This is a genomic window from Streptomyces milbemycinicus, from assembly GCF_002154605.1.
GTDB lineage: Bacteria > Actinomycetota > Actinomycetes > Streptomycetales > Streptomycetaceae > Streptomyces > Streptomyces milbemycinicus.
Genome location: NZ_MUNE01000074.1, coordinates 1 through 25,369, shown reverse-complemented (window position 1 = coordinate 25,369; position 25,369 = coordinate 1). Strand labels below are relative to the sequence as shown.

Annotated in this window: 22 protein-coding genes and 1 pseudogene; 11 read left to right on the top strand and 12 right to left on the bottom strand. The window is 70.2% G+C overall.

Annotation, left to right across the window (positions count from 1 at the left end; translation table 11 throughout):
- Positions 1-339 precede the first annotated feature (339 nt).
- Positions 340-1,599, top strand: coding sequence for an MFS transporter (locus tag CCN51_RS06940; RefSeq protein ID WP_078610985.1), 1,260 nt, complete (start codon positions 340-342; stop codon positions 1,597-1,599).
- A gap of 30 nt (positions 1,600-1,629) precedes the next feature.
- Here CCN51_RS06940 and CCN51_RS06935 read toward each other — a convergent pair whose 3' ends face one another.
- Positions 1,630-2,475: an ABC transporter permease gene (locus tag CCN51_RS06935; RefSeq protein ID WP_014180901.1), complete on the bottom strand. Its 846-nt coding sequence runs from the start codon at positions 2,473-2,475 to the stop codon at positions 1,630-1,632.
- Positions 2,472-3,380, bottom strand: coding sequence for an ABC transporter ATP-binding protein (locus CCN51_RS06930; protein ID WP_014180900.1), 909 nt, complete (start codon positions 3,378-3,380; stop codon positions 2,472-2,474). Before CCN51_RS06930 ends, CCN51_RS06935 begins: the two co-directional genes overlap by 4 nt.
- Positions 3,381-3,578: 198 nt before the next feature.
- Between CCN51_RS06930 and CCN51_RS06925 the strand changes: the two genes are divergently transcribed.
- The 4 genes from CCN51_RS06925 (at position 3,579) to CCN51_RS06910 (ending at position 7,230) form a co-directional block, all read left to right on the top strand.
- Positions 3,579-4,535 carry a GbsR/MarR family transcriptional regulator gene (locus tag CCN51_RS06925; protein WP_014180899.1) on the top strand — a complete coding sequence of 319 codons (957 nt, stop codon included), beginning with the start codon at positions 3,579-3,581 and terminating at the stop codon, positions 4,533-4,535.
- 57 nt (positions 4,536-4,592) lie between these two features.
- Entirely contained in the window at positions 4,593-5,636 is a 1,044-nt protein-coding gene (locus tag CCN51_RS06920; protein WP_014180898.1) for a LacI family DNA-binding transcriptional regulator, read from the top strand.
- A gap of 120 nt (positions 5,637-5,756) precedes the next feature.
- The gene (locus CCN51_RS06915; RefSeq protein WP_014180897.1) at positions 5,757-6,701 is read left to right on the top strand and encodes a helix-turn-helix transcriptional regulator; all 945 of its coding nucleotides are present in this window, start codon (positions 5,757-5,759) and stop codon (positions 6,699-6,701) included.
- Positions 6,702-6,738: 37 nt separating this feature from the next.
- Complete coding sequence (locus CCN51_RS06910; protein ID WP_043492153.1) at positions 6,739-7,230, top strand: GNAT family N-acetyltransferase; 492 nt, start codon at positions 6,739-6,741, stop codon at positions 7,228-7,230.
- Positions 7,231-7,260: 30 nt separating this feature from the next.
- Here CCN51_RS06910 and CCN51_RS06905 read toward each other — a convergent pair whose 3' ends face one another.
- Complete coding sequence (locus CCN51_RS06905) at positions 7,261-9,495, bottom strand: ATP-binding cassette domain-containing protein (RefSeq protein ID WP_043492152.1); 2,235 nt, start codon at positions 9,493-9,495, stop codon at positions 7,261-7,263.
- Between the two features lie 185 nt (positions 9,496-9,680).
- On the opposite strand from CCN51_RS06905, the gene CCN51_RS06900 reads away from it, so the two are divergent.
- Entirely contained in the window at positions 9,681-10,472 is a 792-nt protein-coding gene (locus tag CCN51_RS06900) for a TetR/AcrR family transcriptional regulator (protein ID WP_014180894.1), read from the top strand.
- An 18-nt stretch (positions 10,473-10,490) separates the two neighbouring features.
- Here the strand turns inward: CCN51_RS06900 and CCN51_RS06895 are convergent, their stop codons facing one another.
- The 3 genes from CCN51_RS06895 to CCN51_RS06885 form a co-directional block, all read right to left on the bottom strand.
- Positions 10,491-11,264 carry a sulfite exporter TauE/SafE family protein gene (locus CCN51_RS06895; RefSeq protein WP_014180893.1) on the bottom strand — a complete coding sequence of 258 codons (774 nt, stop codon included), beginning with the start codon at positions 11,262-11,264 and terminating at the stop codon, positions 10,491-10,493.
- Between the two features lie 98 nt (positions 11,265-11,362).
- On the bottom strand, positions 11,363-12,259 hold the full coding sequence (locus CCN51_RS06890; protein ID WP_014180892.1) for a sigma-70 family RNA polymerase sigma factor: 897 nt from the start codon (positions 12,257-12,259) through the stop codon (positions 11,363-11,365).
- Positions 12,260-12,285: 26 nt separating this feature from the next.
- Positions 12,286-12,705 carry a VOC family protein gene (locus CCN51_RS06885; protein ID WP_014180891.1) on the bottom strand — a complete coding sequence of 140 codons (420 nt, stop codon included), beginning with the start codon at positions 12,703-12,705 and terminating at the stop codon, positions 12,286-12,288.
- A gap of 86 nt (positions 12,706-12,791) precedes the next feature.
- Between CCN51_RS06885 and CCN51_RS06880 the strand changes: the two genes are divergently transcribed.
- Positions 12,792-13,751, top strand: coding sequence for a helix-turn-helix transcriptional regulator (locus CCN51_RS06880; protein WP_014180890.1), 960 nt, complete (start codon positions 12,792-12,794; stop codon positions 13,749-13,751).
- Here CCN51_RS06880 and CCN51_RS06875 read toward each other — a convergent pair.
- On the bottom strand, positions 13,742-14,074 hold the full coding sequence (locus tag CCN51_RS06875) for an ArsR/SmtB family transcription factor (RefSeq protein ID WP_014180889.1): 333 nt from the start codon (positions 14,072-14,074) through the stop codon (positions 13,742-13,744). The two genes, CCN51_RS06880 and CCN51_RS06875, sit on opposite strands and share 10 nt — an antisense overlap.
- Before the next feature lie 96 nt (positions 14,075-14,170).
- On the opposite strand from CCN51_RS06875, the gene CCN51_RS06870 reads away from it, so the two are divergent.
- Entirely contained in the window at positions 14,171-14,509 is a 339-nt protein-coding gene (locus CCN51_RS06870; protein WP_014180888.1) for a putative quinol monooxygenase, read from the top strand.
- A 5-nt stretch (positions 14,510-14,514) separates the two neighbouring features.
- Here CCN51_RS06870 and CCN51_RS06865 read toward each other — a convergent pair whose 3' ends face one another.
- The 4 genes from CCN51_RS06865 to CCN51_RS06850 all read right to left on the bottom strand — a co-directional run bounded on the left by CCN51_RS06865 (position 14,515) and on the right by CCN51_RS06850 (position 20,145).
- Positions 14,515-15,486: an antibiotic biosynthesis monooxygenase gene (locus CCN51_RS06865; protein WP_014180887.1), complete on the bottom strand. Its 972-nt coding sequence runs from the start codon at positions 15,484-15,486 to the stop codon at positions 14,515-14,517.
- A complete protein-coding gene (locus CCN51_RS06860) occupies positions 15,483-18,233 on the bottom strand; it encodes a molybdopterin-dependent oxidoreductase (RefSeq protein ID WP_043487923.1) in 2,751 nt (916 codons plus the stop codon). The genes CCN51_RS06865 and CCN51_RS06860 overlap by 4 nt, the downstream gene beginning before the upstream one ends.
- Positions 18,230-19,057 (bottom strand): FAD binding domain-containing protein, encoded by an 828-nt coding sequence (locus CCN51_RS06855; RefSeq protein WP_014180885.1) that lies wholly within the window; start codon positions 19,055-19,057, stop codon positions 18,230-18,232. The genes CCN51_RS06860 and CCN51_RS06855 overlap by 4 nt, the downstream gene beginning before the upstream one ends.
- 134 nt (positions 19,058-19,191) lie before the next feature.
- Positions 19,192-20,145 (bottom strand): oxidoreductase, encoded by a 954-nt coding sequence (locus CCN51_RS06850; RefSeq protein WP_014180884.1) that lies wholly within the window; start codon positions 20,143-20,145, stop codon positions 19,192-19,194.
- 81 nt (positions 20,146-20,226) lie between these two features.
- Between CCN51_RS06850 and CCN51_RS06845 the strand changes: the two genes are divergently transcribed.
- Positions 20,227-20,814 carry a TetR/AcrR family transcriptional regulator gene (locus CCN51_RS06845; RefSeq protein WP_014180883.1) on the top strand — a complete coding sequence of 196 codons (588 nt, stop codon included), beginning with the start codon at positions 20,227-20,229 and terminating at the stop codon, positions 20,812-20,814.
- A gap of 24 nt (positions 20,815-20,838) precedes the next feature.
- Here the strand turns inward: CCN51_RS06845 and CCN51_RS06840 are convergent, their stop codons facing one another.
- The gene (locus CCN51_RS06840; RefSeq protein ID WP_158104650.1) at positions 20,839-22,425 is read right to left on the bottom strand and encodes an SMI1/KNR4 family protein; all 1,587 of its coding nucleotides are present in this window, start codon (positions 22,423-22,425) and stop codon (positions 20,839-20,841) included.
- Positions 22,426-22,543: 118 nt separating this feature from the next.
- Between CCN51_RS06840 and CCN51_RS06835 the strand changes: the two genes are divergently transcribed.
- On the top strand, positions 22,544-24,892 hold the full coding sequence (locus tag CCN51_RS06835; RefSeq protein ID WP_014180881.1) for a hypothetical protein: 2,349 nt from the start codon (positions 22,544-22,546) through the stop codon (positions 24,890-24,892).
- Positions 24,893-25,121: 229 nt separating this feature from the next.
- Positions 25,122-25,369 (top strand): annotated as a pseudogene (locus tag CCN51_RS55720) (hypothetical protein); the annotation flags it as partial.

Genomic DNA, 25,369 nt, shown 5'->3' with positions numbered 1-25,369 from the left:
AACGCCTGTGGGCGCTCCCGCGGTCACCTATCCCTGAGGGACCGCACGGCCGTGAGATGAGAGCACCCGACCTGACACAGCGGTAATGGGTCTCACCTCCTCGGTCGTTGCTACTGAAGCCGCGATCACTGTACCCGAGGCGGTCGGCGGCGCAAACGTGTGCGAGGGCCCGCCCCGGGGCGCGGGCCCCGCCCCCCGCAGCGGGCCCCGCGCCGCGGCAAATGCCTTGACGGGCGAAATGTTAGCGGTAACACTCCCGTCGTGGACCAGCCTCCGAGCACGCATCCGCTCCCCCGACCCGACGACCGGACCCCTGACCGGGCCCCTGACCGGACGCCGCTGTTCAGCCGCGCCGCCGTGGTCGCGTCCTGCGTGGGCTTCATCCTGATCGGCGCGCTGCAGGCGCTCTACGGACCGTCGATCCCCGCCTTCCGCGACGAGTACGGCCTCTCCCCCTCCACCGCCGGACTCGGCCTCAGCGCCCACTTCGTGGGCGGCGTCGCGGGCGTCCTCGTCTTCGACCGGCTCTTCGGCCGGCTCGTCGGCCGCGCCGGTCCCGCCGCCCGGATCGGCAACCGCAAGCTGCTCGGCGGCTCGTATCTGCTGATGGCCGTCGGCGCGGCCGGTTTCGCCCTCGCGCCCACGTGGCCCGCCGCCCTCGCCATGGCGCTGGTGGCCGGGCTCGGCTTCGGCGGCATCGACTACGGCCTGAACCAGCTCTTCGCCGTCGGGTTCGGGCGCCGCAGCACCGCCATGCTCAACATCCTCAACGCCCACTTCGGCATCGGCGCGATCCTCGGCCCGGCGCTGATCGGCCTGGTGGGGGCGGAGCACTACACCGCCGTCTTCCTCGGCTTCGCCGTGCTGACCCTGCCGCTGCTGCTGTGCCTGGCCGGGGTGCGGGACGAGGCACCCCCGCGTACGGACGAGGCCGCGGAAGCGGACGGCGTGGACGCGAGGCGGGCGCGGGCGCGGTCCCGCAGCCTGGCCACCGTGCTGGGCGCCTTCGTGCTCCTGTACGTCCTGCACGTCGGCATCGAGGCGGGCGTCGGCGGCTGGGAACCCACCCACCTGGAGACCGTCGGCTACGGCGCGACCGCCGCCGCCTCCGCGACCTCCGTCTACTGGCTGATGATGACGGTCGGCCGGTTCCTGGTCGCGCCGCTCGCGCTGCGCTGGCCCGCCCGGTCGATCATCGTGGTCAGCTGCGCGGGCATGACCGCGTGCCTGCTGCTCGCCGCGGTGCCCGCGCTGGCCCCGTACGCATACGCGGGCGTCGGCCTGTTCATCGCGCCGATCTTCCCGACCGGCCTGCCCTGGCTGAACGACGCGGCCCCGCGCGCCCGCCGGGCCGGGGCGCTGGTCATCGCGGCGTCCATGGTCGGCGGCGTGGCCGCGGGCCCGGCGCTCGGCAAGGCCATCGAACTGTCCGGCATCCGGTCCGTACCGCTCATCCTGGCCGCGGTCTCGGCGATCTGCCTGGCCACGACGGGCTGGCTGATCCGCGCCACGGCCACGCGCCCGGCCGACACCGACCCGCGTTCCGCCGCCACCGCCGGGCGGCCTCCGCTCGGCGACCGGGTGGGCGAGAAGCCGTAGCGCGGCCGGGCCGGCTCGGTCCGGTCCGTCTCATCCGACCCGCCGCAGGGCCTTCTCGCGGCGCTCGGCCACGCTCGACCCCGACTCCCGGCGGGCCATCCGCCGCAGTACGACCGGGGCCACGGCTAGGCCGAGCGCCGCCCAGGCCCCCAGCACCCCGACGGTCTCCAGGTGCCGCCAGGAGTCCCCGATCTCGATGTCGACCGCCGCGTCCGGCAGCAGGGCCGACCGCATACCGAGACCGAGCCAGTAGATGGGGAACGCCTGGGCGACCCACTCCAGCCACTCCGGCAGCGCGGTGACCGGGTAGAAGATGCCGGAGATCGCCATCAGGCCCAGGACCGGCACCTGGACCAGACCTTGGCCGCGCGCACTGGGGAACACCGAGCCCAGCACCGCGCCCAGCGGCAGGGTCGCGGCCATGCCCAGGGCCAGCACCCAGGCCACCGTCAGCCAGGAGTCCGGGCTGCCGACGGCCAGGCCGTCGATGAGCAGCAGCCCGGGGAGGAGCAGGATGGCGAGGTCGGCGAGGAGTCCGCCGGCCACCGAGACGACCTTGCCGACGAGGTAGCCGCGCATTCCGTGCGGGGTGGCCTTGGCGCGCAGCAGGGTTCCGTCCTCGCGGTCGGCGGTGAGCAGTTGGCTCATGGTGACCATGCCGAGCGCCGCGTTCATCCCCAGGATGCTGGGCAGGGCCATGCTGCCGAGCAGGAGTCCGCCGCCCAGTGTGGTGTCCCGCATGAAGTACATGGCGGTCAGCATCAGCACCGGCCACAGCAGATGGGACAGCAGTTCGGCGCCGTTGGTGAACGACTGCCGCAGCTCGATCACGCCGCGGCTCCAGCCCGCCCGCAGCGCCGCGGTTCCGGGGTTCATCGGCCCACCCCCGCCGCGTCCTCGCTCTGCCGGACCAGCGCCCGGTAGGTGTCCTCCAACGAGGCTCGCCGGACCTCGAGTTCGCCGATCGCCTCGCCGTACCGGCCGAACAGCCCGCGTACGAAGGCGGTGGAATCGGCGGTCGACGCCGTGAAGCGCTCACCGCCACGCGTCCAGCGCACCTCGTCCTCGCCCGCGATCCGCCGCGCCAGCTCGGCCACCGAGCCGTCCGCGATGATCCGCCCGCCGGCCAGGATCAGAACGCGGTCGGCGAGCTTGCCCGCCTCGTCCAGGTCGTGGGTGGTGAGCAGGATCGTGGTCGCGTGGTCCGCGGCGAGGCGGTGGACGAGGTCGTGGAACTCATGCCGGGCCTCGGGGTCGAAGCCCGTGGTGGGCTCGTCCAGGAACAGCAGCTCGGGACGGCCCACGATGCCGATGGCCACGTCCAGCCTGCGCCGCTGGCCGCCGGACAGCGTCTTGATCTTCTTGCCCGCGTGCTCGGTCAGGCCGACCGCCGCGACGAGTTCGTCCGGGTCCCACGGCCTGCGGACCGCCGCGGTGGAGTACGCGGCGTAGTAGCCGCCCAAGTGGGCGAGCAGTTCACGCACCCGCCACTTCCCGTGGTCCCGCCAGGACTGCAGGACCACCCCCACCCGCGCCCGCCACCGCTCGTCGCCCTGCGCCGGATCCGCGCCGAGCACCTGGACCCGGCCCGCCGACCGTGTCCGGAAGCCTTCCAGGATCTCGATGGTGGTGGTCTTGCCCGCCCCGTTCGGCCCGAGGAGCGCCAACACCTCCCCCTGGCGCGCCTGGAACGTCACATCGTGCAGGACGTCGACCGTGCCGTACCGCATACGCAGCCCGTCGACGTCGAGCGCGGTTTCTTCGCGTGCCGCCGTCTTCATGTCACCTCGCTCCATGCGTTTGAACGACAAGAAAGCTACGTTGCGTTTTATAAACCGTCAACGTCAACTACCAACTCTCTCAAGGCTCGTTGCAATGAAATTGACGGCAAATGCAACGCGCTTCTGGGTCTCTCGTTGCAATGAGCTGATCGTGAACGCATACTGGACCGGCCATCGACAACCACGGGAGGCGCACCGATGCCGGGAGGCAGGCTGACCCACGGGGACCGCCAGGACATCGCCTCGGGGCTCGCCGAGGAAATTGGCTACGCCGAGATCGCCCGGCGGCTCGGCCGGCCGACGTCGACCATCAGCCGGGAGGTGGCCCGCAACGGCGGACCCGACGGCTACCGGGCCGACCGGGCTCACCAGGCCACCGAGCGGCGTTCGCGCCGCCCCGGGCCGCCCCCGCGCCCGGAGTCCCCGGCCGCCATCAGCGCCGACGGGCGCGACCCCGAGGCGGTGCGCGTCTTCGCCGAGGAGTTCGCGGGACTGATGGTGCAGACGGGGCTGCCCCGCATGGTGGCCCGCGTGTTCGCCCGGCTGTTCACCACGGACTCCGGCCGGCTCGGCTCGGCCGAACTGGTCCGGCAACTGCGGGTCAGCCCCGCGTCGGTGTCCAAGGCCATCGGCTATCTCGAGGGGCTGGAGCTGATACGCCGCGAACGCGCCCCGGGGACGCGGCGCGAGCTGTACGTCATCGACGACGACGTCTGGATCCGGTCGTGGACGACGAGCGCCCGGACGACCGAGATGTGGGCTCAGGCCGCGCGGCGCGGGGTCGACCTCTTCGATGCCGGAACACCCGCCGGGGCCCGGCTGGACCAGATGCGCCAGTTCTTCGCGGGCCTCAGCGACAACATGTCCGGCGGCCCCGACGCCGCCCTGGCCGCCGACGTACTGACCGTGCTCGCGGCGCTCGTCCACACCGGCGCCCCGCTCACCGCGGAGCAGCTGGCCACCGCGCTGGGGTGGCCCCCGGACCGCCTCGCCGACGCGCTGCGCGCGGCCGAGGAGCAGCCGGACGTCAGCTGTCCCGTCGCGCTCCGGCGCACCGCCGCCGACACGTACGCCGTCGCCGCCCGGCCCGAGTGGCTGACCCCGCCCCAGCGCGAAGCCCTCGGCCGCCACCGGCTGCCGGGGCCTAGGGTGTAGGGGCAGACGCAGCAGGCAGAGACGCAGCAAGCAGGGCAGCAGGAAGGAAGTCCCGGTATGGCGGAGCCCGTCCGGACCAGGCGCCGCCGGGGCACGGCCGGCTCCAGGGTTCTGATGGCGGACGTCGCCCGGCTCGCGGGGGTGTCCGGCCAGACCGTCTCGCGGGTGCTCAACGACCACCCGAGCGTCCGGGAGGAGACCCGCGAGCGGGTGCGGGCCGCGATGCGGGAGCTGGGCTACCGCCCGACCGCCAGCGCCCGCACTCTCGCCAGCGGGCGCAGCCGGATGCTCGGCGTGATCTCCTTCGACGCGACCCGCTTCGGCCCGGCCGCCACCCTGGCGGGCATCAACGAGGCGGCCCAGTCGGCCGGTTATCTGGTCAGTACGATCGCGCTGACCGCCACCGACCAGGCGTCCGTGGCGGGCGCGCTGGACCGGCTGCTCGGCGAGGGCGCGGACGGTGTGATCGCCATCGCGCCGCAGCGCTCGGTGGGCCAGACCCTGGTCGAGTCGGGCCATGACATCCCGCTGGTCACCCTCGACAAGAGCTTCGGGGAGCGGGTCCCGGTCGTCGCCGGGGACTCGGCGTCCGGCGCCCGCCAGGCCACCGAGCATCTGCTGGGCCTCGGCCACCGTACGGTCTGGCATATCGCGGGACCGGCCGGCTGGATCGCGGCGGAGGCCCGCCTCGACGGCTGGCGGGCGGCCCTGAAGGACGCGGGGGCCGTCGCGCCCGAGCCGCTGTTCGGCGACTGGAGCGCGGACTCCGGCTATGAGCTGGGCCGCCGGGTGGCCGAGCGCCCGGAGGTCACCGCGGTCTTCGTGTCCAACGACCAGATGGCGGTGGGCGTGCTGCGCGCGCTGCACGAGGCCGGGCGCCGGGTGCCCGAGGACGTCAGCGTGGTCGGCTACGACGACATCCCCGAGGCCGCGCATCTGCTGCCGCCGCTGACCACGGTCCGTACGGACTTCGCCGAGGTCGGCCGCCGCTGTCTGGCCCTGATGCTGGACCAGCTCCACCAGGCGCCCGAGCCCGGGGTCCGCGTGGACATCCCCACGGAGCTGGTCGTCCGCCGCAGCACCGGCCCGGCGCCCGCCTGAGCCAGGGAGCCGGGAGCTGGAGAGCCGGGGAGCCGGGGAGCCGGGGAGCGCCGTTCCAGGGTGTGACACGGCCCCTCACCCGCCTCCCGTCCGGGCCCGCGCGCTGTGAGACTGGACAACATGGCAGGTGAGCAGCAGCACAGCAGTGGCGGTAGCGGTAGCGGTAGCGGTACGGAGCTGGGGCTCTTTCTGCGCGCCCGGCGCACCCAGGTCACCCCCGATCAGGTCGGTCTGACCCCCGGCCCCGGTCTGCGCCGCACTCCCGGTCTGCGCCGCGAAGAGCTCGCCGCCCTCGCCGGAGTCAGCATCGACTACTACACCCGTCTGGAGCGCGGCAAGGAGACCAGGCCCAGCCCATCCGTGGTCGACGCCCTCGCCCGCGCCCTGCGCATGGACGACGACGAGCGCGACCACCTGCGCGAGCTGGCCGCCCGCGCCGCCCGGTACGCGCCCGAGCTCCCGGCCGCCCCCAGCCGCACCGTACGGCCGCAGCTCAAACTGCTGCTGGAGACCATGCGCCCGAACCCGGCCTACGTCGCCAGCCGCACCCTCGATCTGCTCGCCTGCAACCCCGGCGGCCTGGCGCTGTACGCCGGCATCGGCGACTGGCCCGCCAAACAGCGCAACCTGGCCCGCTATCTCTTTCTGCACCCGGCCGCCCGCGAGATGTTCACCGACTGGGACAACCAGATCCGCGGCTGCGTCGCCCGGCTGCGCGCCCTGGCCGGGACCGACCCCGACGCCCCCGATCTGGCGGGCCTCGTCGGCGAGCTCCTGCTCAAGAGCCCGGACTTCGCCGGCCTGTGGGAGCGCTACGAGGTCAAGGGCCGCAGGGCCGCCACGCGCAAGACCTTCCACCATCCGCACGTCGGCGAAATCACCCTCGGTTTCCAGGCCATGCACCTGGAGGGGACTCCCGGCCAGCGGCTGGGCGTGTACATCGCCGAGCCGGACACCCCGGACTACGACGCGATGGTGCTTCTGGACATGGTCACTCCCCAGCGCGCGAAGAACGCGCCGAATACGACGCCGACAGATACGACGCCGGCAGACCGCCGGCACTGAGTACGGCCCCCCGCCCCGTATGCTCGCGGACATGATCATGGTCAGGTTGGAGCGGCTTCGGGCGGACCACGCACCGGCCCTGCTGGCTTTCGAGCGGGAGAACAGGGAGTACTTCGCGCGGTCCATCCCGGACCGGGGTGACACGTATTTCACGGAGTTCGCCTCCCGCCACCAGCTCCTGCTCGACGAGCAGGAGGCCGGGTTGTGCCACTTCCATGTGGTCCTGGACGAGGCGGGAGAGCTGATCGGCCGGGTGAATCTGGTGGACGTCCTGGAGGACACCGCCGAGCTCGGCTACCGCATCGGCGAGCGGGCCACGGGCCGGGGTGTCGCGACGGCCGCGGTGGCGCAGGTGTGCCGGCTGGCCGCGGACTCGTACGGGCTCTCGGCCCTCATCGCGGCGGCCACGCTCGACAACCCCGCCTCCACGGCCGTGCTCCGGCGCAGCGGGTTCACGGCCGTGGAGGACATCGAGCTGAACGGGCGGCCCGCGGTCCGTTACCGGCTCCGGCTCACCGCCCCACGCTGACCGCCGAGAACATCAGCCGCGGGCACGGCCTCACGCCCCCACGTACTCCCGCAGATGGCGGGCGGTCAGTGTGTCAGCGCCGGCCACCAGGTCGGCGGGGGTGCCGGTGAACACCACCTGTCCGCCGTCGTGGCCGCCGCCCGGGCCGAGGTCGACGAGCCAGTCGGCGTGGGCCATCACGGCCTGGTGGTGTTCGATGACGATGACCGTGTTGCCGTCGTCGACCAGCCGGTCCAGCAGGGCCAGCAGCTTGTCGACGTCCGCCATGTGCAGTCCGGTGGTCGGCTCGTCCAGGATGTACGTCGAGGACTTCTCGGCCATGTGGATGGCCAGCTTGAGCCGCTGGCGCTCACCGCCGGAGAGGGTGTTCAGCGGCTGGCCGAGCCGCAGATAGCTCAGCCCGACGTCCACCAGCCGCCCCAGGACGGTGTGCGCCTGCCCCGAGGGGAAGAACTCGTGCGCCTCCGCCACCGACATGCCCAGCACCTCGCTGATGTTCTTGCCGCGCAGCGTGTACGTCAGCACCTCGGGCGTGAACCGCTTGCCCTCGCACTCCTCGCACACCGAGGCCACCCCGGCCATCATCGCCAGATCGGTGTAGATGAGCCCGATGCCGTTGCACTTGGGGCAGGCGCCCTCCGAATTCGCGCTGAACAGCGCCGCCTTGACGCCGTTGGCCTTGGCGAAGGCGGTGCGGATCGGGCCGAGCAGCCCGGTGTACGTGGCCGGGTTGGAGCGTCGCGAACCGCGGATGGGCGACTGGTCGGCCACCACCACCCCGTCCCGCCCGGCCAGATAGCCATGGATCAGCGAGCTCTTGCCCGAGCCGGCCACGCCGGTGACCACGGTCAGCACCCCGGTCGGGATGTCCACGTCGACGCTCTTGAGGTTGTGCAGGTCCGCGCCCTCGATGGACAGCTGCCCACGCGGGGTGCGTACGGTCTCGCGCAGCCGCGTCCGGTGCTCCAGGTGGCGCCCGGTGAGGGTGGCGGAGGCGCGCAGCCCGGCGACGTCCCCGCTGAAGCAGATCTCGCCACCGCCCGTGCCCGCCCCGGGGCCGAGGTCCACGACATGATCGGCGATCGCGATCACCTCGGGCTTGTGCTCGACGACCAGCACCGTGTTCCCCTTGTCGCGCAGCCGCAGCAGCAGGTCGTTCATCCGCTGGATGTCATGGGGGTGCAGCCCGACGGTCGGCTCGTCGAAGACGTAGGTCACATCGGTCAGGCTGGAGCCGAGATGGCGCACCATCTTGACCCGCTGTGCCTCGCCGCCGGAGAGGGTGGCGGAGGGGCGGTCCAGGCTCAGATAGCCGAGCCCGATCTCGACCAGCGACTCCAGCAGCTGCCGCAGATTGCCCAGCAGCGGGGCCACCGACGGGTCGTCGATGCCCCGTATGAACTCGGCGAGGTCGCTGATCTGCATGGCCGAGCACTGGGCGATGTTGACCTCGCCGATCGTCGAGGACAGCGCGGCGGCGCTCAGCCGGGTGCCGCCGCAGTCCGGGCAGTCGGCGAAGACGACGGCCCGGTCCACGAAGGCGCGGATATGGGCCTGCATGGATTCGCGGTCCTTGGAGAGGTAGAGCCGCTGGAACTTGGTGACAAGGCCTTCATAGGTGACGTTGATGGAGCCGACCTTGACCTTGGTGGACTCCTTGTAGAGGAAGTCCGCCCACTCCTGCTCGGTGAAGTCCTTGAGCTTCTTGTCCGGGTCGTGGAAGCCGGACTGGGCCATGACCTGCCAGTACCAGGTGTCCACGCCGAAGCTCGGGACGGCGATGGCCCCTTCGTTCAGCGAGAGTTCGCGGTCCACCAGCTGGTCGACGTCGATCTTCGACACCTGGCCAAGCCCCTCGCAGGCCGGACACATGCCCTCGGGGCTGTTGAAGCTGAAGGCTGAGGATGTGCCGATATGCGGGGTGCCGACGCGGCTGAAGACGATCCGCAGCATGGTGTACGCATCGGTGGCGGTGCCCACGGTGGAGCGCGAGTTGGCGCCGATCCGCTCCTGGTCGACGACGATCGCGGCGCTCAGATTGTGCAGCCCGTCCACGTCGGGGCGGTTCAGGTTCGGCATGAACGACTGGATGAAGGCCGTGTACGTCTCGTTGATCAGGCGCTGCGACTCGGCGGCGATGGTGCCGAACACCAGCGAGGACTTCCCGGACCCGGACACTCCGGTGAAGACCGTGAGCCTGCGCTTGGGGATGTCCAGGGAGACGTCCTTGAGGTTGTTCGCTCGGGCTCCGCGGACCTGGATCAGATGGTGGCTGTCGGCCGGGCGGGGTCCGGACGTGGCGTTCACGGCTACTCCTCCTGGAACAGAAAAACAGGATACGCCGTACCCTATACAACGTACGGAGTAAGCGCGCGACAAAATAGCCGCGGAGGAGCAGAACACAGCCCGGACAACACGGCTCGGACGACAAGGAACGGTGAACGGTACCGATGGCCAAGGAACGCAGCGGCGCGGGCGACCCGGCCCGCACCCTGGAACTGCTGTGGCGCGAGCCCGCACCCGCGGACGCGCCACCCCGCCGCGGCCCCAAGCAGGGCCTCAGCGTCGACGCCGTCATCCAGGCCGCCATCGCGCTCGCCGACTCCGGCGGCCTGGAGGCGCTGACCATGCGGGGCGTGGCCCAGGGGCTCGGCGTCACGCCGATGACCCTCTATACGTACGTCCCCGCCAAGGCCGAACTGCTCGACCTCATGCTGGACACCGCCTATCTGGAGATGGAGCGCGCCGACTGCTCGGGTCGACCGGCCGCCGCCCCCTGGCGCGCCAGGGTCGAGGCCGTCGCCCGCGAAAACCTGGAGCTGTGCCGCCGCCACCCCTGGGTGGCGACCCTGCCCGCCACCCGCCCGCCACTCGGCCCCGGGGTCATCGCCAAGTACGAGCACGAACTGGCCGCCTTCGAGGGCCTGGGCCTGGACGACATCGAGATCGACGCCGCGCTCACCTTCCTGCTCGACTTCGTCCGCGCCACGGCCCGCGCCGAACTGGACGCCCAGGCGGCCGGCCGGGACAGCGCGATGTCCGACGCCCAGTGGTGGGAGGCCCACGCCCCCCTGCTGGCCAAGGTCTTCGACGCCGAGCGGTATCCCCTCGCGGCCCGGGTGGGCAGCGCCGCGGGCGAGGCCCACCAGGGCTCGTACAACCCCGAATACGCCTTCCGCTTCGGCCTGGCGCGGGTCCTGGACGGCCTCGCCGCGCTCATCGAGTCACGAGCGGCCTCTTAGCGGGCTCTCTTAGTGGACTCAGCGCAGCAGCAACTGGGCGCCGCCCACCACGGTGGCCGCGATCACCAGCCGCTCGAAGAGCCGCTGGTTGATCCGGTCCACGACCGCCCTGCCGAGGAACGCCCCGGGTATGACGAACAGGACCAGCGCCGCGTCCAGCAGCAGCGAGTCCCGGTCAATCAGGCCGAGGCCGACACTGAAGGGCACCTTGGCGACGTTGACGATCAGGAAGAACCACGCCGAGGTGCCCAGGAAACCGAGCTTCCGGAAGCCCGCGGAGAGCAGATACATCGACATCACGGGACCGCCCGCGTTGGCCACCATGGTCGTGAACCCGCCGAGCACGCCGTACGACCCGGCCTTGAGCCGTGCGCTGCCCCGGCCCTCCCCCGCCTTCTCCGCCTTCCCGGCTTCGTCCGCTTTCCGGGCCGCACGCCGACGCCACAGCGTGACCCCGGTCATGAACAGCAGAATCGCCCCGATCGAGGTGCGCACCGCGGTGTCGTCGGCCCACAGCATGAACACCGTGCCCGCCACCACCCCGGCAGCCACCGCGGGAAACAGCCGGATCAGCGTGGCCCAGTCGGCGTGGCGGCGATAGCTGTAGACGGCGAACACGTCGCCCACGATGAGCAGGGGAAGCAGTACCCCGGTCGACTCGCGGGCCGGGAGTACGGCCGCGAAGATCGCAAGGCTGACGGTGTTGGCGCCGCTGACGGCGGATTTCGAGAAGCCGACGAGGGTCGCGGCTGCGGCGAGCGCGACGAATGCCCACAGAGTGATGGTGTCCATGCCAGGGGCTTATGCTAAGCCCCCGGCTTTCGGCCACATCAGGGGCCCGGACATCTCGGCGGACCTCTCGGCGGGATGCGACGCTCCGCGCTCCCGGATCAGCCGCTCAGCGCGCCCAGGTCCATCCCCGCGATGCGTTCGGGGTCGGTGAGAATGTCGAGGGCGGTGATCCGGCCGCCCCGGATCGTGAACGCCATGACCGACACCACGCGCCCCTCCGCGACCGAGACCACCCCGGGCGAGCCATTGATCAGCACCGGGCGCGCGGCCTCCGCGATCCGCGCGAAGGTGATGGCCTGCGAGGCCACATCCTGCGCCCCGCGCCGCAGCAGGCTCGGCCGCAGGGTGCCGCCGTCGGAGCGGGCCACGACATCGGGGTCGAGGACAGCCAGAAGGGCGTCGAAGTCCCCGCCGCGCGAGGCGGTGAGGAACGCGTCCACCACCTCGCGCTTGCGGGCGAGATCGGTGTCGGCGGCGGGCGCGGCCCCCTCCACCCGGCGGCGGGCGCGGCTGGCGAGCTGGCGGGTGGACGCGGAGGTGCGGCCCAGGATGGGGGCGATCTCGTCGAAGGGGACGGCGAACAGATCGTGCAGTACGAACGCCAGTCGCTCGGCGGGCGCGAGGGTCTGCAGCACGATCATCAGCGCGATGCCGACCGAGTCGGCCACCAGCATCTCCTGCTCGGGATCCACCCCGCCCGGGCCGCTGACCACCGGATCGGGCAGCCGGATGGGACCGTCCTGCTGCTCAGGCAGCGGCTCCTCCCGCCGCGAACTGCGGGAGCGCAACATGTCCAGACACACCCGGCCCGCCACGGTGGTCAGCCAGCCACCCAGGTTCTGCACCTCGGAGACATCGGAACGGCTCAGCTTCAGCCAGGTCTCCTGGACCGCGTCGTCCGCTTCGTTGAGCGAGCCCAGCATGCGGTAGGCCACCGCGCGCAGATGGGAGCGGTGCTCCTCGAATCGCTGGGCCAGAAGTTCTTTGTCGCTCACCCGTCACATCCTTGCCGTACGGTCCATCAGCACCGGCCGTCCGGTGCTCCCAGAACATCCAGGTAATGCTGGTTGTACATCACTCCGAGGATGTTCCCGAACGGGTCGACCACGGACGCGGTGACGAAGCCGGGCCCGCGCTCGGTCGGCTTCTCGTGCACCGTGGCCCCCATGGACAGCAGCCGCTCGAAGGTGGTTTGTACATCGTCCACGTGCCAGTAGACCACCACGCCCCCGTCGCCGCCCGACCGGCCGGGCACGGCGAACCGGCGGTCGACGATGCCGAGTTCATGCTGGTAGTCGCCGATGCGGAACTCGACGTAAGCGGGCGTCCCCTCGACCGGGCGCACGAAGTACGGCTCGATGCCGAGCAGATCGGTGTACCAGCTCCGGGCGGCGGCGACATCGTCGGCGAAAAAGGTGACGGTGGTGAGTCCTCGCAGCATGGGGGTCCTTCTCCTTCGATCAGTGCCTGCTTCGAACGGCGATGTGACCATCCTCCGGCTTAAAGTGCTCACCAATTGAGCACTTTATGGGCGAGGCTGAAGACATGCGCGCCGACCGCCTCATCGCCACCCTCCTGCTCCTCCAGTCCCGCGGCCGGGTGACCGCCGCCGAGCTCGCCGACGAGCTGGAAGTGTCCGTGGCCACCGCCCGCCGCGACCTGGAGGCGCTGTCGGCGGCGGGCGTCCCCGTATACCCCCAGCCCGGACGCGGCGGCGGCTGGTCGCTCGTCGGGGGCGCCCGCACCGATCTCAGCGGGCTTTCGGCCATGGAGGCGCAGGCGTTGTTCCTGCTCGTCGGCCCGGCCGCGGCGGTCTCGGCCGAGGCCAAGGCGGCGCTGCGCAAGCTCGTACGGGCGCTGCCGCAGACCTTCCGCGCCGACGCCGAGGCAGCAGCCGCCGCCACCATGACCGACCCGGTCGGCTGGGGCGAGCGGGATCGCGGCCGGCCCAAGCTGGTGGAGCGGCTGCAGGACGCTGTGGTCCGCCGCCGGAAGGTCCGCCTGACCTACGACAACCACGCCCGGGAACGGACGGAAAGGCTGGTCGACCCCTGGGGCCTGGTCGACAAGGACGACACCTGGTATCTGATCGCCGGCACCGAGCGAGGGCAGCGAACCTTCCGGGTCGACCGGATCGTCACGGCCGACCCCACCGACCAGCCCGCCGAGCGCCCCGACGACTTCACCCTCGCCACCGCGTGGCAACAAGTCGTCGGCGAGGTGGAGCAGCGGCGTTCCCACACCTGGGCCACCGTGCTCATCGAGGCCCGGTACGTGGCCGTACTGCGCAACCACTTCGGGCGCCACTGCCACCTCGACACCGAACTCGACGACGGACGCGCCCGGGTCCGCATCGCCGCACCGGCCCCGCTGGACATCGCCAGACACCTGGCCGGCTGGGGCGCGCTGATCGACGTACTCGAACCACCCTCCGTCCAGGCCGAACTGGCCCGGATCGGGGCCGAGCTCACCGACCGCTATGCCTGACTGTCGCCCCGCGCGCCCTCCGCCACGAGCAGTGCCAGCAGCCCGGGAAATCGCTGCTCGATATCGGCCCGGCGGAGGGTGGCCTTTCGGCTGTTGCCCCGGTCGACCTGGCAGATCAGCCCTGCCTCACGGAGCGTACGGAAGTGATGGGTGACCGTCGCCTTGCTGACAGGCAGCGCGAAGGAACTGCAGGTGCGCGCCTCGCCGTCGGGTCCGGCCGCCAGTTCTCGCACGACGAGCCGCCGCAGGGGGTCGGCCAGCGCCGACAGGACCTTGCCGAGTTCCATCTCCGCCGGCTCGGGGTGCCCTTGTTCGTCGGGCATCGCCAACACCTCCCAGGTACGACTTGCATCATACCTGGCCTGCCACTACCGTCCGTTAGGTACGAAAAAGATCGTACCTACGTATCGGAGGCCCCCATGGATCAGCCGTTCACCCTCGTCGGCACGGCCCACCCCAAGCCCGAGCGCGCGGAGGAACTGCGGCAGCTGCTGCTCTCGTTCGTCGAGCCGACACGGCAGGAGCCCGGCTGCCTGGAGTACCACTTCCACGAGGACCGGGACTCGTCGGGCGTATTCGTCTTCTACGAGGCATGGCGCAGCGAGAAGGACCTCGACGCCCACTTGGCTCTCCCGCACCTTCGGGGCTTCTGGGAGCGGCGCATGGACTATCTGGAGCGGGACCTGGAGATCCGGTACCTCACGATGCTCAGCCCGTACGAGGAGCACGAGGAGCACGAGGGGCCCCGCGAGGTCTGACGTCGTCAGGGCAGCGTCCAGATCTGGGTCGTCACGAGGTAGAAGACAACGCCCCAGAACACGGTCACCGCGGCGACGATGCCGAGGCCGACGAGGTTGGCCTTCGCCGCCGATTCGTCCGGTGACGGCCTCAGCCACCGCTTGAGCAGCCGGTTCACGTAGTAGGGCATCGTCAGGAAGCTCATGATGAAGCTCGACAGCAGGTTGCCCACCAGCAGCCCGAGCCAGAGCGGCATCTTCAGCGGCGACAGGGCGAGCGTCAGCAGTACGACGGTCGGGTACAGGCCGACCCACACCGCGATGGCGGTTTTGGTTTCGGAGGGCGGCGGTGCTTCCTTGCCGTTCTCTTCGAAGGCGAACCAGCTGCCGAACGAGTCGTCGATCGTGCGCAGTTTGAAGTCGTTGAACTTCCGGCCTTCAGCGAGAAGTTTCTGCCGCGTGGACGACGTCAGCCAGGCGTCGAGGTGCTCGGCGTTGTCGAATCGGTACAGCGTGGTCCATTCGTCCTGAAGTCCCTCGATGGGACGGAAGAGCTCGGTTCCGCGAAAGCCTTCGAATTTGCTCTCCTCCTGGTTCATTTGGCGCTGCCACTCGAGAAAATCGTCGACCTGGTTCGGGTGGACGCGATGGGTGACCACGACGGTCACAAGAGGGTCCATTGGCTGTGTGCGGCCGCTGACCACCTGCTGGGTTGCGGGGCCGTCAAAGTATTTGCTGCCGATATCGAGGAAACGCTGCCTGGTTGCGCCGTTCATCCACGCCTGCAGATGGGCTATCGAGTCGAAGCGGTATACGACAACCCAGTCGGGTTGCAGGGATGTCGGCCGGGCGATCTCGTCACCGAGGTATCCGGGGTATTCGGCGGCGGCCGCGTTGACGCCCTGCTGCCACGCCTCGTACTCCCGCTCAAGGCCGGGCAGAACCTTCAGGCCGATGATGACCGTCGCCGCGGCGTCCTCGAGCTTCTCGGTGTTCATTCGCTCAGTTCCTCGGCAGCTCGGTTCCTCGGCACCGGCTGGTCTTCATTGAGCTGATTGAGCCGGCTGTAGATCCGTTCGGGCGTCAGGGGCAGCGCGCGATAGCGGACGCCTGTGGCGTCGTGGAGGGCATTCGCCAGCGCGGGGGCCACCGGGTTGATACAGCATTCCGCGATCCCCTTCGACCGCAGGGGACCAAAGGAGTCTGCCGAGTCCACCAGGAGCACGTCGGTGCGAGGGATGTCGGCGTAGGTGGGGATGCGGTAGTTGCGCAGGTTCGGGTTGCTCATGGCACCGTCCGCGTCGACGTGGTGGTTCTCGGTCAGCGTGAAGCCGATTCCCTGGGCGACGCCGCCTTCCACCTGTCCCCGGACTTGCGCGGGGTTGATCACTACGGCGGCGTCGGTCGCCTGGACGCTGTAGAGGATGCGGATCTCTCCCGTGACCCGGTGGACGGCGATTCGGAAGCCCTGCGTGTTGGAGGTGACGCTTCGGGGTGAGCCGTAGGCCTTGCGGGCGGCGGTGAATCGAACTCCGCGCGCTCGGGCCAGTGCGACGAGCTCGGCCAACGACATGCGCTGATCGCCGCAGACGACACCCGTTTCTTCCATCGAGCACATCGCGAGGCGGACACCCATATGCGCTGCGGCCAACTCCAGTATGCGGTCGCGCACAGCGTTGGCCGCGCGAAGTACCGCGTTGCCCGCCACGAAAAGTCCCGCGCTCGCAAAGGCGCCGGTGTCGAATCCCGTGCGGTCGGTGTCGGATTGCACCAGGCGAATCCGCGACGGCGTCGTGCCCAGCTGGTTGGCCGCGATCTGGACATGCGCGGTTGACGTACCCTCCCCGAATTCGACGGTGCCGACGGCCAACTCGTACATGAGGTCGTCGCCGAGCGTGACCCATGCCTCGGAGATGTGTTCGGTCGGTGGCGCGGTCTCATGCACGGAACTCGCGACGCCGGCCCCGACGAGCCAGCCGGATCCGGGGGGCGGCTCATTGTCGGTACGGGCCATGGCGTCAGCCACGAGATCGATGCACTTCGCGAGTCCGTCCTCGGCGATTACCACGTCTTCGGGGCCGTCGTGCATGGCGACGAGCAGATCGCCCGGCCGCACGATATTGCGTCGTCGCAGTTCGAGCGGGTCGATGTGCAGTGTGCGTGCCAGTTCGTCCATCGCCGATTCCACGGCGAACGCTGGTTGCGTCATCCCGTAACCGCGCAGTGCCCCGCCGGGAATGGTGTTGGTATAGACGGAGAACGCGTCGTATTTTTTGTTGGGGCAGCGGTAGATCATGACGGCAGCACCGCCCGCATGCAGCGTTTCGCCGCCGTGGTTGCCGTAGGCGCCCGTGTTCGACACATTGCGGACCTGGAACGCCGTGAGTGTTCCGTCCGCCTTCGCGCCGAGCTTGACCGTCAACGTCATCGGATGCCGTGTCGAAGCGGTGGTGAACTCCTCCTCGCGGGTGTACTCGAAGCAGACGGGCCGCCCGGTGTCCAGGGCGGCGAGCGCGACCAGATCCTCCGAGATGACTTCCTGTTTGCCGCCGAAGCCGCCGCCGACGCGTTTGCAGAACACTCGGACCTGGTCCGGGCGCAGCGCGAACAGATAAGCGAGTTTTCCCTTTGCGATCGACGGCGACTGCGAACTGGTGCGGACGTTCAGACGGCCGTTGTCCATCCAGGCAATGGAGCCGTGGGTCTCGAGATGCGCGTGTTGCACTCGCGGTGAGGAGTATGTGCCTTCGTGGATCACATCGGCTTCGGCGAACCCCGCGTCGATATCGCCGATATGCGAATGGATCTCGAACAAGATGTTGTGGACGGGATCGCGGACGAATGAATCGTGCGCTCCATGCAGCTGTGGCGCCCCATCGGCCATTGCCTCTTCGGGGTCGAATACCGCCGGTATCACCTCGTATTCCACGTCGACCCTTCGGCAGCCTTCTTCTGCCGCCCGCACCGTGTCGGCCAGGACCGCGACGACGCGCTGGCCGACGAAGCGGACCGTGTTGTCGAGGATGAAGGTGTCGTCCGGATCGACGAGATGGTCGGTGTGGATCGCCGTAGTGAAACGCTTACGCGGCACATCTTCCCAGGTGTAGACCCGCTGCACACCGGGAACCGCGAGCGCGGCGGTCTTGTCGATGGAGACGATCCGGGCATGCGCGTGCGGTGAGTGCACCACCTTGAGGTGCAGCATGCCTTCGATGTGGGTGTCCATGGTGAACTCGGCACGGCCGGTTACCACATCGTCGGCTGCCGGGGCACCGACGCTCGTCCCGACGGCCTTTCCCGGCGCGGCTGTCGCCAGGCCGGCGACGCCCTTCACGGCATCCTCGATCCCGCGATAGCCGGTGCAGCGGCAGAGGTTGCCTTTCAATGCCTGAGGCAAGTTCTCTTTCTGGGTCTCGGTGAACGCTGCCGACGTCATGATCATCCCTGCGGTGCAGAAACCACATTGGAACCCCGGGGCATCGCGGAACTGCCGCTGCATGGGATGCAGCTCGCCGGGTGAGCCGATGCCCTCGATCGTCGTCACCTCACGACCCTCCGCGCGGTAGGCAGGGGTGATGCAGCTGTGTATCGGATCGCCGTCCAACCACACCGTGCATGCGCCGCAATCGCCCGCGTCGCAACCCTTTTTGACGCCATAGTGGCCGAGCGAGCGGAGGAAAGTGCGCAGGCACTGTCCGGGGGCCGGCTCTTCGTCGAAGCTCTTGCCGTTCACGACATACGTCATGCCGGGCCCCCGGCCATGAGTTCGCGACGAATCTCCTCGGCGAAGTGTTTTGTCAGATGGCGGCGGTGGTCGGGGGTCCCGTTGGGATCGGCGAACCAGACTTCTTCGGGGATGACGTCGATGCTCTGCTGCAGAGTTCGGGCATCGGGCATGGTGTCGAAAGCAATGCGCACAGGCCGTGTCGTGCCGGCTGTGACGGTGAGCACCAGGTCGCTCGCTCCCGGGGTTTGAGTACCGATGAGGAATACCGTCGAACGGCCGAGGCGGGTCAGTGTGAACCGGCGGTGCGCAGCGCGTTTCCTCAGGGCGCGCGCCGGAATGTCGATGCGCCGCAGGATTTCCCCGGGAGTGAGAATGTTCTGATTGTCGCCGGTCACGAAGTCGAGGGCATCGACGGTGCGCGCGGACCCGTCAGGAGCCCACAACTCGTACGTCGCCTCGAGTGCGACCGTCAGCGTGATCATTGGGCCTGCGGGCAAGGACAGGCAGATATTGCCGCCGACGGTCGCCGAGTTCCAGACCTTGAACGAGGACAGGAATGCCTCGCAGCTCTTCGTGAAAAGGGTGCCCGCGATCCCAACGCCTGGCCGCGCAAAGGCGTACAGGTCGCGGATGGTGCACGTTGCGCCGATTTCGAGGCCCGCGTCGCTCGGGACGAGAGGATCCCAGTGCAACGCTGTCAGGTCGATCAGGCGGCGCAGGCTCGGCTGCTCCGTGGAAAACAGCCACGTTCCGCCTGCGAGCCAGGTGTCGCCTTCGCGCCAGTCCGCGCCTGGTCTGCCGGAGGGCCGCCGGACGACTTCGGTGATGGTGTTGAGGTCCATGGGAACTGACCTCCCTCACGGCGATATTCGTGCGACGACCGCCTACCGAACTCGATCGACTGAGCGAAAGAGTCGAATTTTGGCCGCCGCGGTCGAACTTCCCCAGGAAGGACCGGCGCGCGCAGAGATATCGATTATATCGCCGAACCGGCCGGCCTCGCCAAGTCCGCGCCCAGCCGCTGGGGGAAGGTGGCGCCGGTCAGCTCCTCCGATACGGTCCACAGGCGGCGGGCCGTTTCCGGGTCGCTGGCCGCCACGGACCGGCCGACCAGCGTCGGCGCGCCGCGCATTTCGCCGAGGCCGTCCGGTCCGACGTAGGCCGCGCCGGGCAGGTCCTGGACCGCGGCGTACAGCGTCGGCAGTGCGCCCGCCTTGCTGTCCTGCGCGAGGAGCCGGTTGCCCATCCGCATGAACGCGCGGCGCAGGAAGCTGGCGTCGTTGCCCTGCAGGTTGGTGGCGGCCCAGCCGGGGTGCGCGGCCAGGGCGCGCACGGGTGAACCGGCCGCGGTCAGGCGGCGCTGGAGTTCCAGGGTGAACAGCAGGTTGGCCAGCTTGGACTGGCTGTAGGCGCGCATCGGGGCGTACTCGCCCGTCAGGTTCAGGTTCTCGAAGTGGATGTGGTTGCTGCTTGGGATCCGGTGCGCGCCGGAGGAGACGGTCACCACGCGGTCGGTGATATGCGGCAGCAGCAGGTTGGTCAGCGCGAAGTGGCCGAGGTGGTTGGTGCCGAACTGCATCTCGAAGCCGTCCTTGGTGCCGGCCTCCGGGATGTTCATGACGCCGGCGTTGTTGATCAGCAGATCGAGGTCGCCCTGCCAGGAGGAGGCGAACCGGCGGACCGAGGCGAGGTCGGCAAGGTCGAGCGGGCGCACCTCCAGGGTGCCGGGCGCTCCGGTGACGGTCGCGGCGGCGGCCTCGCCGCGGGCGGTGTCCCGTACGGCGAGGACGACGTGGGCACCGGCCCGGGCCAGGGCATCGACGGTGGCGATGCCCAGGCCGCTGTTGGCTCCGGTGACCACGGCGGTGCGACCGGTCAGGTCGGGGATGCGGGTGGCGTTCCAGCGAGGGGTGTTCATGGTCTTCGACATGTGACCAATGTAGGCATCGCAAACAATGATGTCAACGCCAACAATGTAGACGCTGGTCACACCGTGGATAGACTGCTGGGCATGAAGACCCGCCCGTACCACCACGGAGACCTGCGCACCGCGCTGCTGACACGCGCCGAGCAGACGCTGCGCGACAAGGGCCCGGCCGCCCTGTCGCTGCGGGAGCTGGCCCGTGACATCGGAGTCAGCCATGCCGCGCCCAGCCGCCACTTCAAGGACAAGCAGGCCCTGCTGGACGCGCTGGCCCTGGAGGGATTCGACCGCTTCCTGGGGGCGCTGACCGCGGCGCGGGAGTCGGGCGATGCCTTCGCCGACCGGCTGGGCGCGGTCGCGCGCGCCTACGTGGGCTTCGCCACGGACAACGCGGCCCTGCTGGAGCTCATGTACTCGGCCAAGCACGAACCGCGTGCGTCCAAGGAGCTGATCGCATGCTCGCAGCGGCTGGCAGCGCTCGCCACGGGACTGGTGGAAGAAGGGCAACGCAGGGACGAGGTGCGCCCGGGGCCGGTGGAGGGCATCATGCTGCCGGTCATGGCCGCGATACACGGCTTCGCCACCCTGGCGGCGAACGGCACGCTCCCCGCCGAAGAGGTCGAGCAGGGCCTGGGCGCCACCATCGCGTTCGCTCTGCGGGGCTGCGCGGCGTAGCCCCCCGCGCCCCCTGCGTCGGTCCTACCTGTGGTCCGGCGCGTGGTCCGGCGCCTGGCCGGGCAGTCGGCCGGTGTAGTAGCGGATGTCGCCCTGGTCGCCGCCGAGGCCGGCCGCCCACTCGGCCAGTGTCTCCGGCGAGGAGACGTCCGAGGAGACGTCCGAGGAGACGTCCGAGGAGACGCCGGCCAGCACGGCGGCGGCCAGTGCGGGCGGCGGCCCGGCGCGCTCGATGAGCTCCCGCCACTGCTCCGGGCGCATCGCCAGATACCGCAGGCCCGGTATCCGGGCGGCCACCTCGACGTCGCGCACCGCCGCCCCGGACAGATCCAACCCGTACAGCTGGGGGCAGTCCCGCAGCGGGGCCAGCGTTACGGGCTCGGTCGACCGCACCGTCACGGCCGCGAGCGTGGGCTGTCCCGCCAGCGGCGACAGCTCCGCGTCGCAGGTCACGTGCGCGTGGTGGACAGGTGCCTCCGACGCCGCGCCCGCGCCCTCCGGTCCGCCGCCCTCCTCGCTGTGCCTTTCGCTGTCCTTTTCGCCGTCCGCGTCTTCGATGGTGTCGCCGGGGAGCTCCGGCAGCCCGGCGTCGATCCGAAGCTCCTCGGACGCGGCGTCGCACTCGTAGTCGCCACGCTCCAGCGCCGCCAGTTGCAGCCGCAGCAGCTCGGTCACCGAGTCGGCCACGTACACGGGGCCGTCGTCGTGGTGCAGACCCACCCGGATCACCTGGCCCGGACGGCCGCCTTCGGCCGGATCCATGTCGACGGCCAGGAAGTCGCCGCCGGTGCTCTCCGCGAAGATGATCCAGCCGGGGCGATCGGCCGAGGACCGCGCCCTGGCCTGCGGCAGACCATCGGAGCGCACCGAACCGAGCGTGTGGTACTGCCAGGTGTCACCCGCCGCCCACCAGCGGTCCGCGTGGCGGAAGGAGACCAACTGGTCGAGGTCGAGCCAGATATGGCGGTCGAAGAGCCGGGCACCGCTGTCCCCGCCGTCGCCGTCGGCCACGGCGTACAGCGCGCGCAGGTCGTCCGGAAGTGGCGCGCCCAGCTTCCGCTCGTAGTCTTCGATCTCCTCGGCGTTCCAGGGGGCGGGCAGCACGTCCTCGAAGTGTTCGAGGCGGCCCGGCTCCCAGCCGAAGATCTCGGCCCGCTTGCGCAGATACGCCCACAGCAGCCGCACCGCCTCCTGCGGATCTCCGGCCTGTGTCGGGTCCGCGGGCCCGGACTGCATGTCTCCGGCGTCGGGAGGCCGGACATCGGGCCGCAATACGTAGACATGGCCCGGCCCTTGGGGCTGCAGCACGATGGCCCGGCTGGTCAGCGCCTCGAACCGGCCGTCGGGGTACACCACCACCTCGATGGTCAGTTCGGCGGCCCTGGTGCCGTCCAGCTCGAAAACCCGCTTCAGTTGCTTGGGTGTCCGCATGGATCCGGGGCGTGTTCTGCCGTTCGCGAGAACACTGACCACCCCGTGGCCGCCGATGGCGTGCCGGTCGGCCCGAGCGCTGATCGACGCCCGCTGCCACCCTGGGGGCGCCCCTTTGGCCATGCTGTGCGCCACTTGCTGCAGCAGTGCGGTGATCTGCGGGTTCTGCGGGCTGGTCATACGGCTCCCCTGCAGTTGCTCGGTCCGGGTGTGGGACCCATTCCAGCAGCAGTGACCGACAACTGGGCCCCGTTGCAACGGGATAGGCTCGGTGGCCCCGGAGAGGAGATGCTGATACATGGTGGCCGGCTTCCACAGCTTCCATTGGGAAGGCTGCGAACTGCCCGACGCGGAAATGGAGCAGGCGCACGACGAGCTGATGGCTCCCACCGAGGGGCAGGCGTACCTCCGTGCCTTCCGCACCCTGCTCCACAGCGGACACACCGTCGCCGCGGGCATCGCGCTCGACCACTTCCAGTACTCCGGGGCGCTGACCCGGTTCGGTGGCGAGAGCGCGGTCGCGCAGTACGGGCCCGACGTACTCGCCGTGGCCCGCGAACTGCTCCGCCAGCCGCCGACCCTTGAGGACGAGGACACCTCCGCGGGCGCCAACCACGCGAGCGCGCTGAACGCGATGATGAACCTCGCCGAAGCCGCCGACGTCGACCTCATCGCCGACGCCCTGGCCCTCGCCACCAACGCCAATGTGCGCTCCACCGCCTGTTCGGCCGCCACCACCGCGCTGGCCGCGGCCGAGACGCCGAGCCCGCGGCTGGTCGCCGCGCTCGGCGCCGTGGCCTTCGACGAAAGCCTCGCGGACGTGAGGGAACGCACGGAGGCCCTGCACGCGGTGTTCGAGGCCGACGACCCCGAGGCGACGGCCCTCCTGGTCCGCGCCACCGAGTCGGGCGAGCACCGGATGCAGGTCTACGGTGCCCTCGGGCTCACCACAAACGGCCGGTTCCACGACCACCGGGAACGTGTCGAGCGGCTGGCGGCCACCTGGCCGCAGGACGCGCAATACCCGGCGAGCCTGGTACGGGAGGCGCTGACCGGGTTTCACAGCATCTACTGGCTAGAGGCCCGGCTGGACGGCGATCCGGAGCTCGAACGCGCCCACGCGGAGCTGATGTTTCCCACCGGCAGCGTGGATGCCTACCACCGCGCCTACCGCACCCTGCTGCACAGCGGAAACCCGGTGGCCGTGGGCATCGCGTTCGACTACTTCCAGAGCTGGCAGGGGCTGAGCCACCTCCTCCACGAGGACGAGATCGAGGCGTACGCACCCGAGGTGGTCGCGCGGGCCTGGGAGGTGTTGGGGGATCCGCCGTCGCCGCCCGAGCTGAGTCCGCGTACCGGCGAGGCCGCCAACCACATCAGCGCGCTGAACGCGATCGGCGCCCGCTGGCCGCAACCATCAGACGCGAGGCGGATCGCCGAGGTGCTGGAGCGGGCCACCAACGACGAGGTGCGCCACAAGGCGCTCTGGGTCGCGTACGGAGTGCTGGACACGGATGAAGCGGACGAAGCAGAGGAATCAGAGGAAGCAGACGACGGCGCGGCCGAGACGACGCCGGACGACCGTACGGCCGACGGACCCGATCGTGATCGACTTGTCGACCTCGTCAGCCGCTTCGTATTCGACCCGTCCCTGTCCGGCCACCACGAGACCGCACTCCGCGTGCTGGGCGAGGCGCTGGGCCCCGAGGCCAACCCGCTGCTGCTGCGGGCCCTGGCCAGCGACAACTGGGACATCCACGTCCAGGCGGCCTGGCGGCTGTCCCGCTCGGAGCTCATCGACGAGCATCGTGAACTGCTCGAAGAGACGGTGGAGGGCTGGCCGGTTGAGGTCATGTCCTCCGCGCATGACGCCGACCTGGTGCGCAGGGCGGTGTTCGGGGGCATGCACAGCATCCACTGGGAAGACCACCGGCTCGCCGACCCCGACCTCTACCGCGCACACCGCGAACTGCGGGCGCCCAGCGACGAGGAGACGTACCACCACGCGCTCCGCACACTGCTCGACAGCGGTCAGGAGGTGGCCGTGGGCATCGCGCTGGACCACTGGTACCACGACAAGGGCCTGGAGCGTCACTTCGGCGAGCAGGCACGCGCTGTCGACGCGCCGAGGGTGCTGGCCCGCGCCCGCGAGGCGCTGCACCGGCCCTCGTCGCCGGCCGGCGCCGGCCATCTGAGCGCGTTGCACGCGCTGCGCGTGGCGCGCTCCTGGGAGCCGGGCGACGCGGCGCTGTTCGCCGACATCCTGCGGCAGGCCGCCGACCCCGAGGTACGCAGTTGCGCCCTGTACACGGTCAGCGGGTTCCTCTACGAAACGAACACGGCGGACGGGGAGTTGATCAGCACCCTCGGGGCCCTCGCCCGCGACGTGAGCCTTCCCGTATCGCAGCGCACCAGCGCGCTGGGATCGCTGCGGGATGCCCCGGGCGACGCGGCGACCGAGGAGTTGGTACGCGCCACCGGGTGCGGGGAACTGGAGGTGCAGGCCGAGGCCGCCCTGGGCCTCACCGACGAGCCCCGGCTGGCGGACCACCGGGCCCTGCTCACCCGACTCGTCGCGTCATGGCCGACGGAGGGGGCGCCCTGGGCCGCCGGTCTCGTACGCGAGAGCCTTGAGGCGCGGGACTGACGGCCCCCGGGGCAGTGGGGCCCGGACAACCAGATCCTGGCCATCGCTCAACTGGACGGGCCCATAAGGCTGTGGAACGCCGCCACCCGTCCACGGCCACCTTTACCTGTCCCAACTCTCTTGAGATGGTGGCATTCAGCCCGGACGGCAAGACCTGAACCCCGGCTGTCGCAGCGGGGTCGATCACGTCGCGGCGGCGATCTCGACAACACAACACACGGGGGAGTTCATGACGGAGCCGACGCGCCCGGACGGCCAGCGGCCGCCGGACAACCAGCCGATCCAGGGCGGCCCGTACGGCCCGCCACCGCAGAACTTCCCGTACAGTCCGCCGCCTGCTCCCCCATACGGACCGCCGCCGGGTTCCGCGTACGGCCCGCCGCCAGTTCCCCCGTACGGCCCGCCACCTGCTTCCCCGTACGGGTCCCCACCGCCGAGCCACCCGTACGGACCACCTCCCGGCTCCCCCTACGGGCC

Coding starts and splice junctions, on each gene's coding strand:
- CCN51_RS06910 (WP_043492153.1), top strand. CDS start 6,739: ATGGTCAGGTTGGAGCGGCTTCGGGCGGACCACGCACCGGCCCTGCTG.
- CCN51_RS06865 (WP_014180887.1), bottom strand. CDS start 15,486: ATGAACACCGAGAAGCTCGAGGACGCCGCGGCGACGGTCATCATCGGC.
- CCN51_RS06835 (WP_014180881.1), top strand. CDS start 22,544: ATGGTGGCCGGCTTCCACAGCTTCCATTGGGAAGGCTGCGAACTGCCC.
- CCN51_RS06935 (WP_014180901.1), bottom strand. CDS start 2,475: ATGAACCCCGGAACCGCGGCGCTGCGGGCGGGCTGGAGCCGCGGCGTG.
- CCN51_RS06915 (WP_014180897.1), top strand. CDS start 5,757: ATGGCAGGTGAGCAGCAGCACAGCAGTGGCGGTAGCGGTAGCGGTAGC.
- CCN51_RS06870 (WP_014180888.1), top strand. CDS start 14,171: ATGGATCAGCCGTTCACCCTCGTCGGCACGGCCCACCCCAAGCCCGAG.
- CCN51_RS06885 (WP_014180891.1), bottom strand. CDS start 12,705: ATGCTGCGAGGACTCACCACCGTCACCTTTTTCGCCGACGATGTCGCC.
- CCN51_RS06900 (WP_014180894.1), top strand. CDS start 9,681: ATGGCCAAGGAACGCAGCGGCGCGGGCGACCCGGCCCGCACCCTGGAA.
- CCN51_RS06855 (WP_014180885.1), bottom strand. CDS start 19,057: ATGGACCTCAACACCATCACCGAAGTCGTCCGGCGGCCCTCCGGCAGA.
- CCN51_RS06930 (WP_014180900.1), bottom strand. CDS start 3,380: ATGAAGACGGCGGCACGCGAAGAAACCGCGCTCGACGTCGACGGGCTG.
- CCN51_RS06875 (WP_014180889.1), bottom strand. CDS start 14,074: ATGCCCGACGAACAAGGGCACCCCGAGCCGGCGGAGATGGAACTCGGC.
- CCN51_RS06925 (WP_014180899.1), top strand. CDS start 3,579: ATGCCGGGAGGCAGGCTGACCCACGGGGACCGCCAGGACATCGCCTCG.
- CCN51_RS06895 (WP_014180893.1), bottom strand. CDS start 11,264: ATGGACACCATCACTCTGTGGGCATTCGTCGCGCTCGCCGCAGCCGCG.
- CCN51_RS06860 (WP_043487923.1), bottom strand. CDS start 18,233: ATGACGTATGTCGTGAACGGCAAGAGCTTCGACGAAGAGCCGGCCCCC.
- CCN51_RS06845 (WP_014180883.1), top strand. CDS start 20,227: ATGAAGACCCGCCCGTACCACCACGGAGACCTGCGCACCGCGCTGCTG.
- CCN51_RS06840 (WP_158104650.1), bottom strand. CDS start 22,425: ATGACCAGCCCGCAGAACCCGCAGATCACCGCACTGCTGCAGCAAGTG.
- CCN51_RS06920 (WP_014180898.1), top strand. CDS start 4,593: ATGGCGGAGCCCGTCCGGACCAGGCGCCGCCGGGGCACGGCCGGCTCC.
- CCN51_RS06850 (WP_014180884.1), bottom strand. CDS start 20,145: ATGTCGAAGACCATGAACACCCCTCGCTGGAACGCCACCCGCATCCCC.
- CCN51_RS06880 (WP_014180890.1), top strand. CDS start 12,792: ATGGGCGAGGCTGAAGACATGCGCGCCGACCGCCTCATCGCCACCCTC.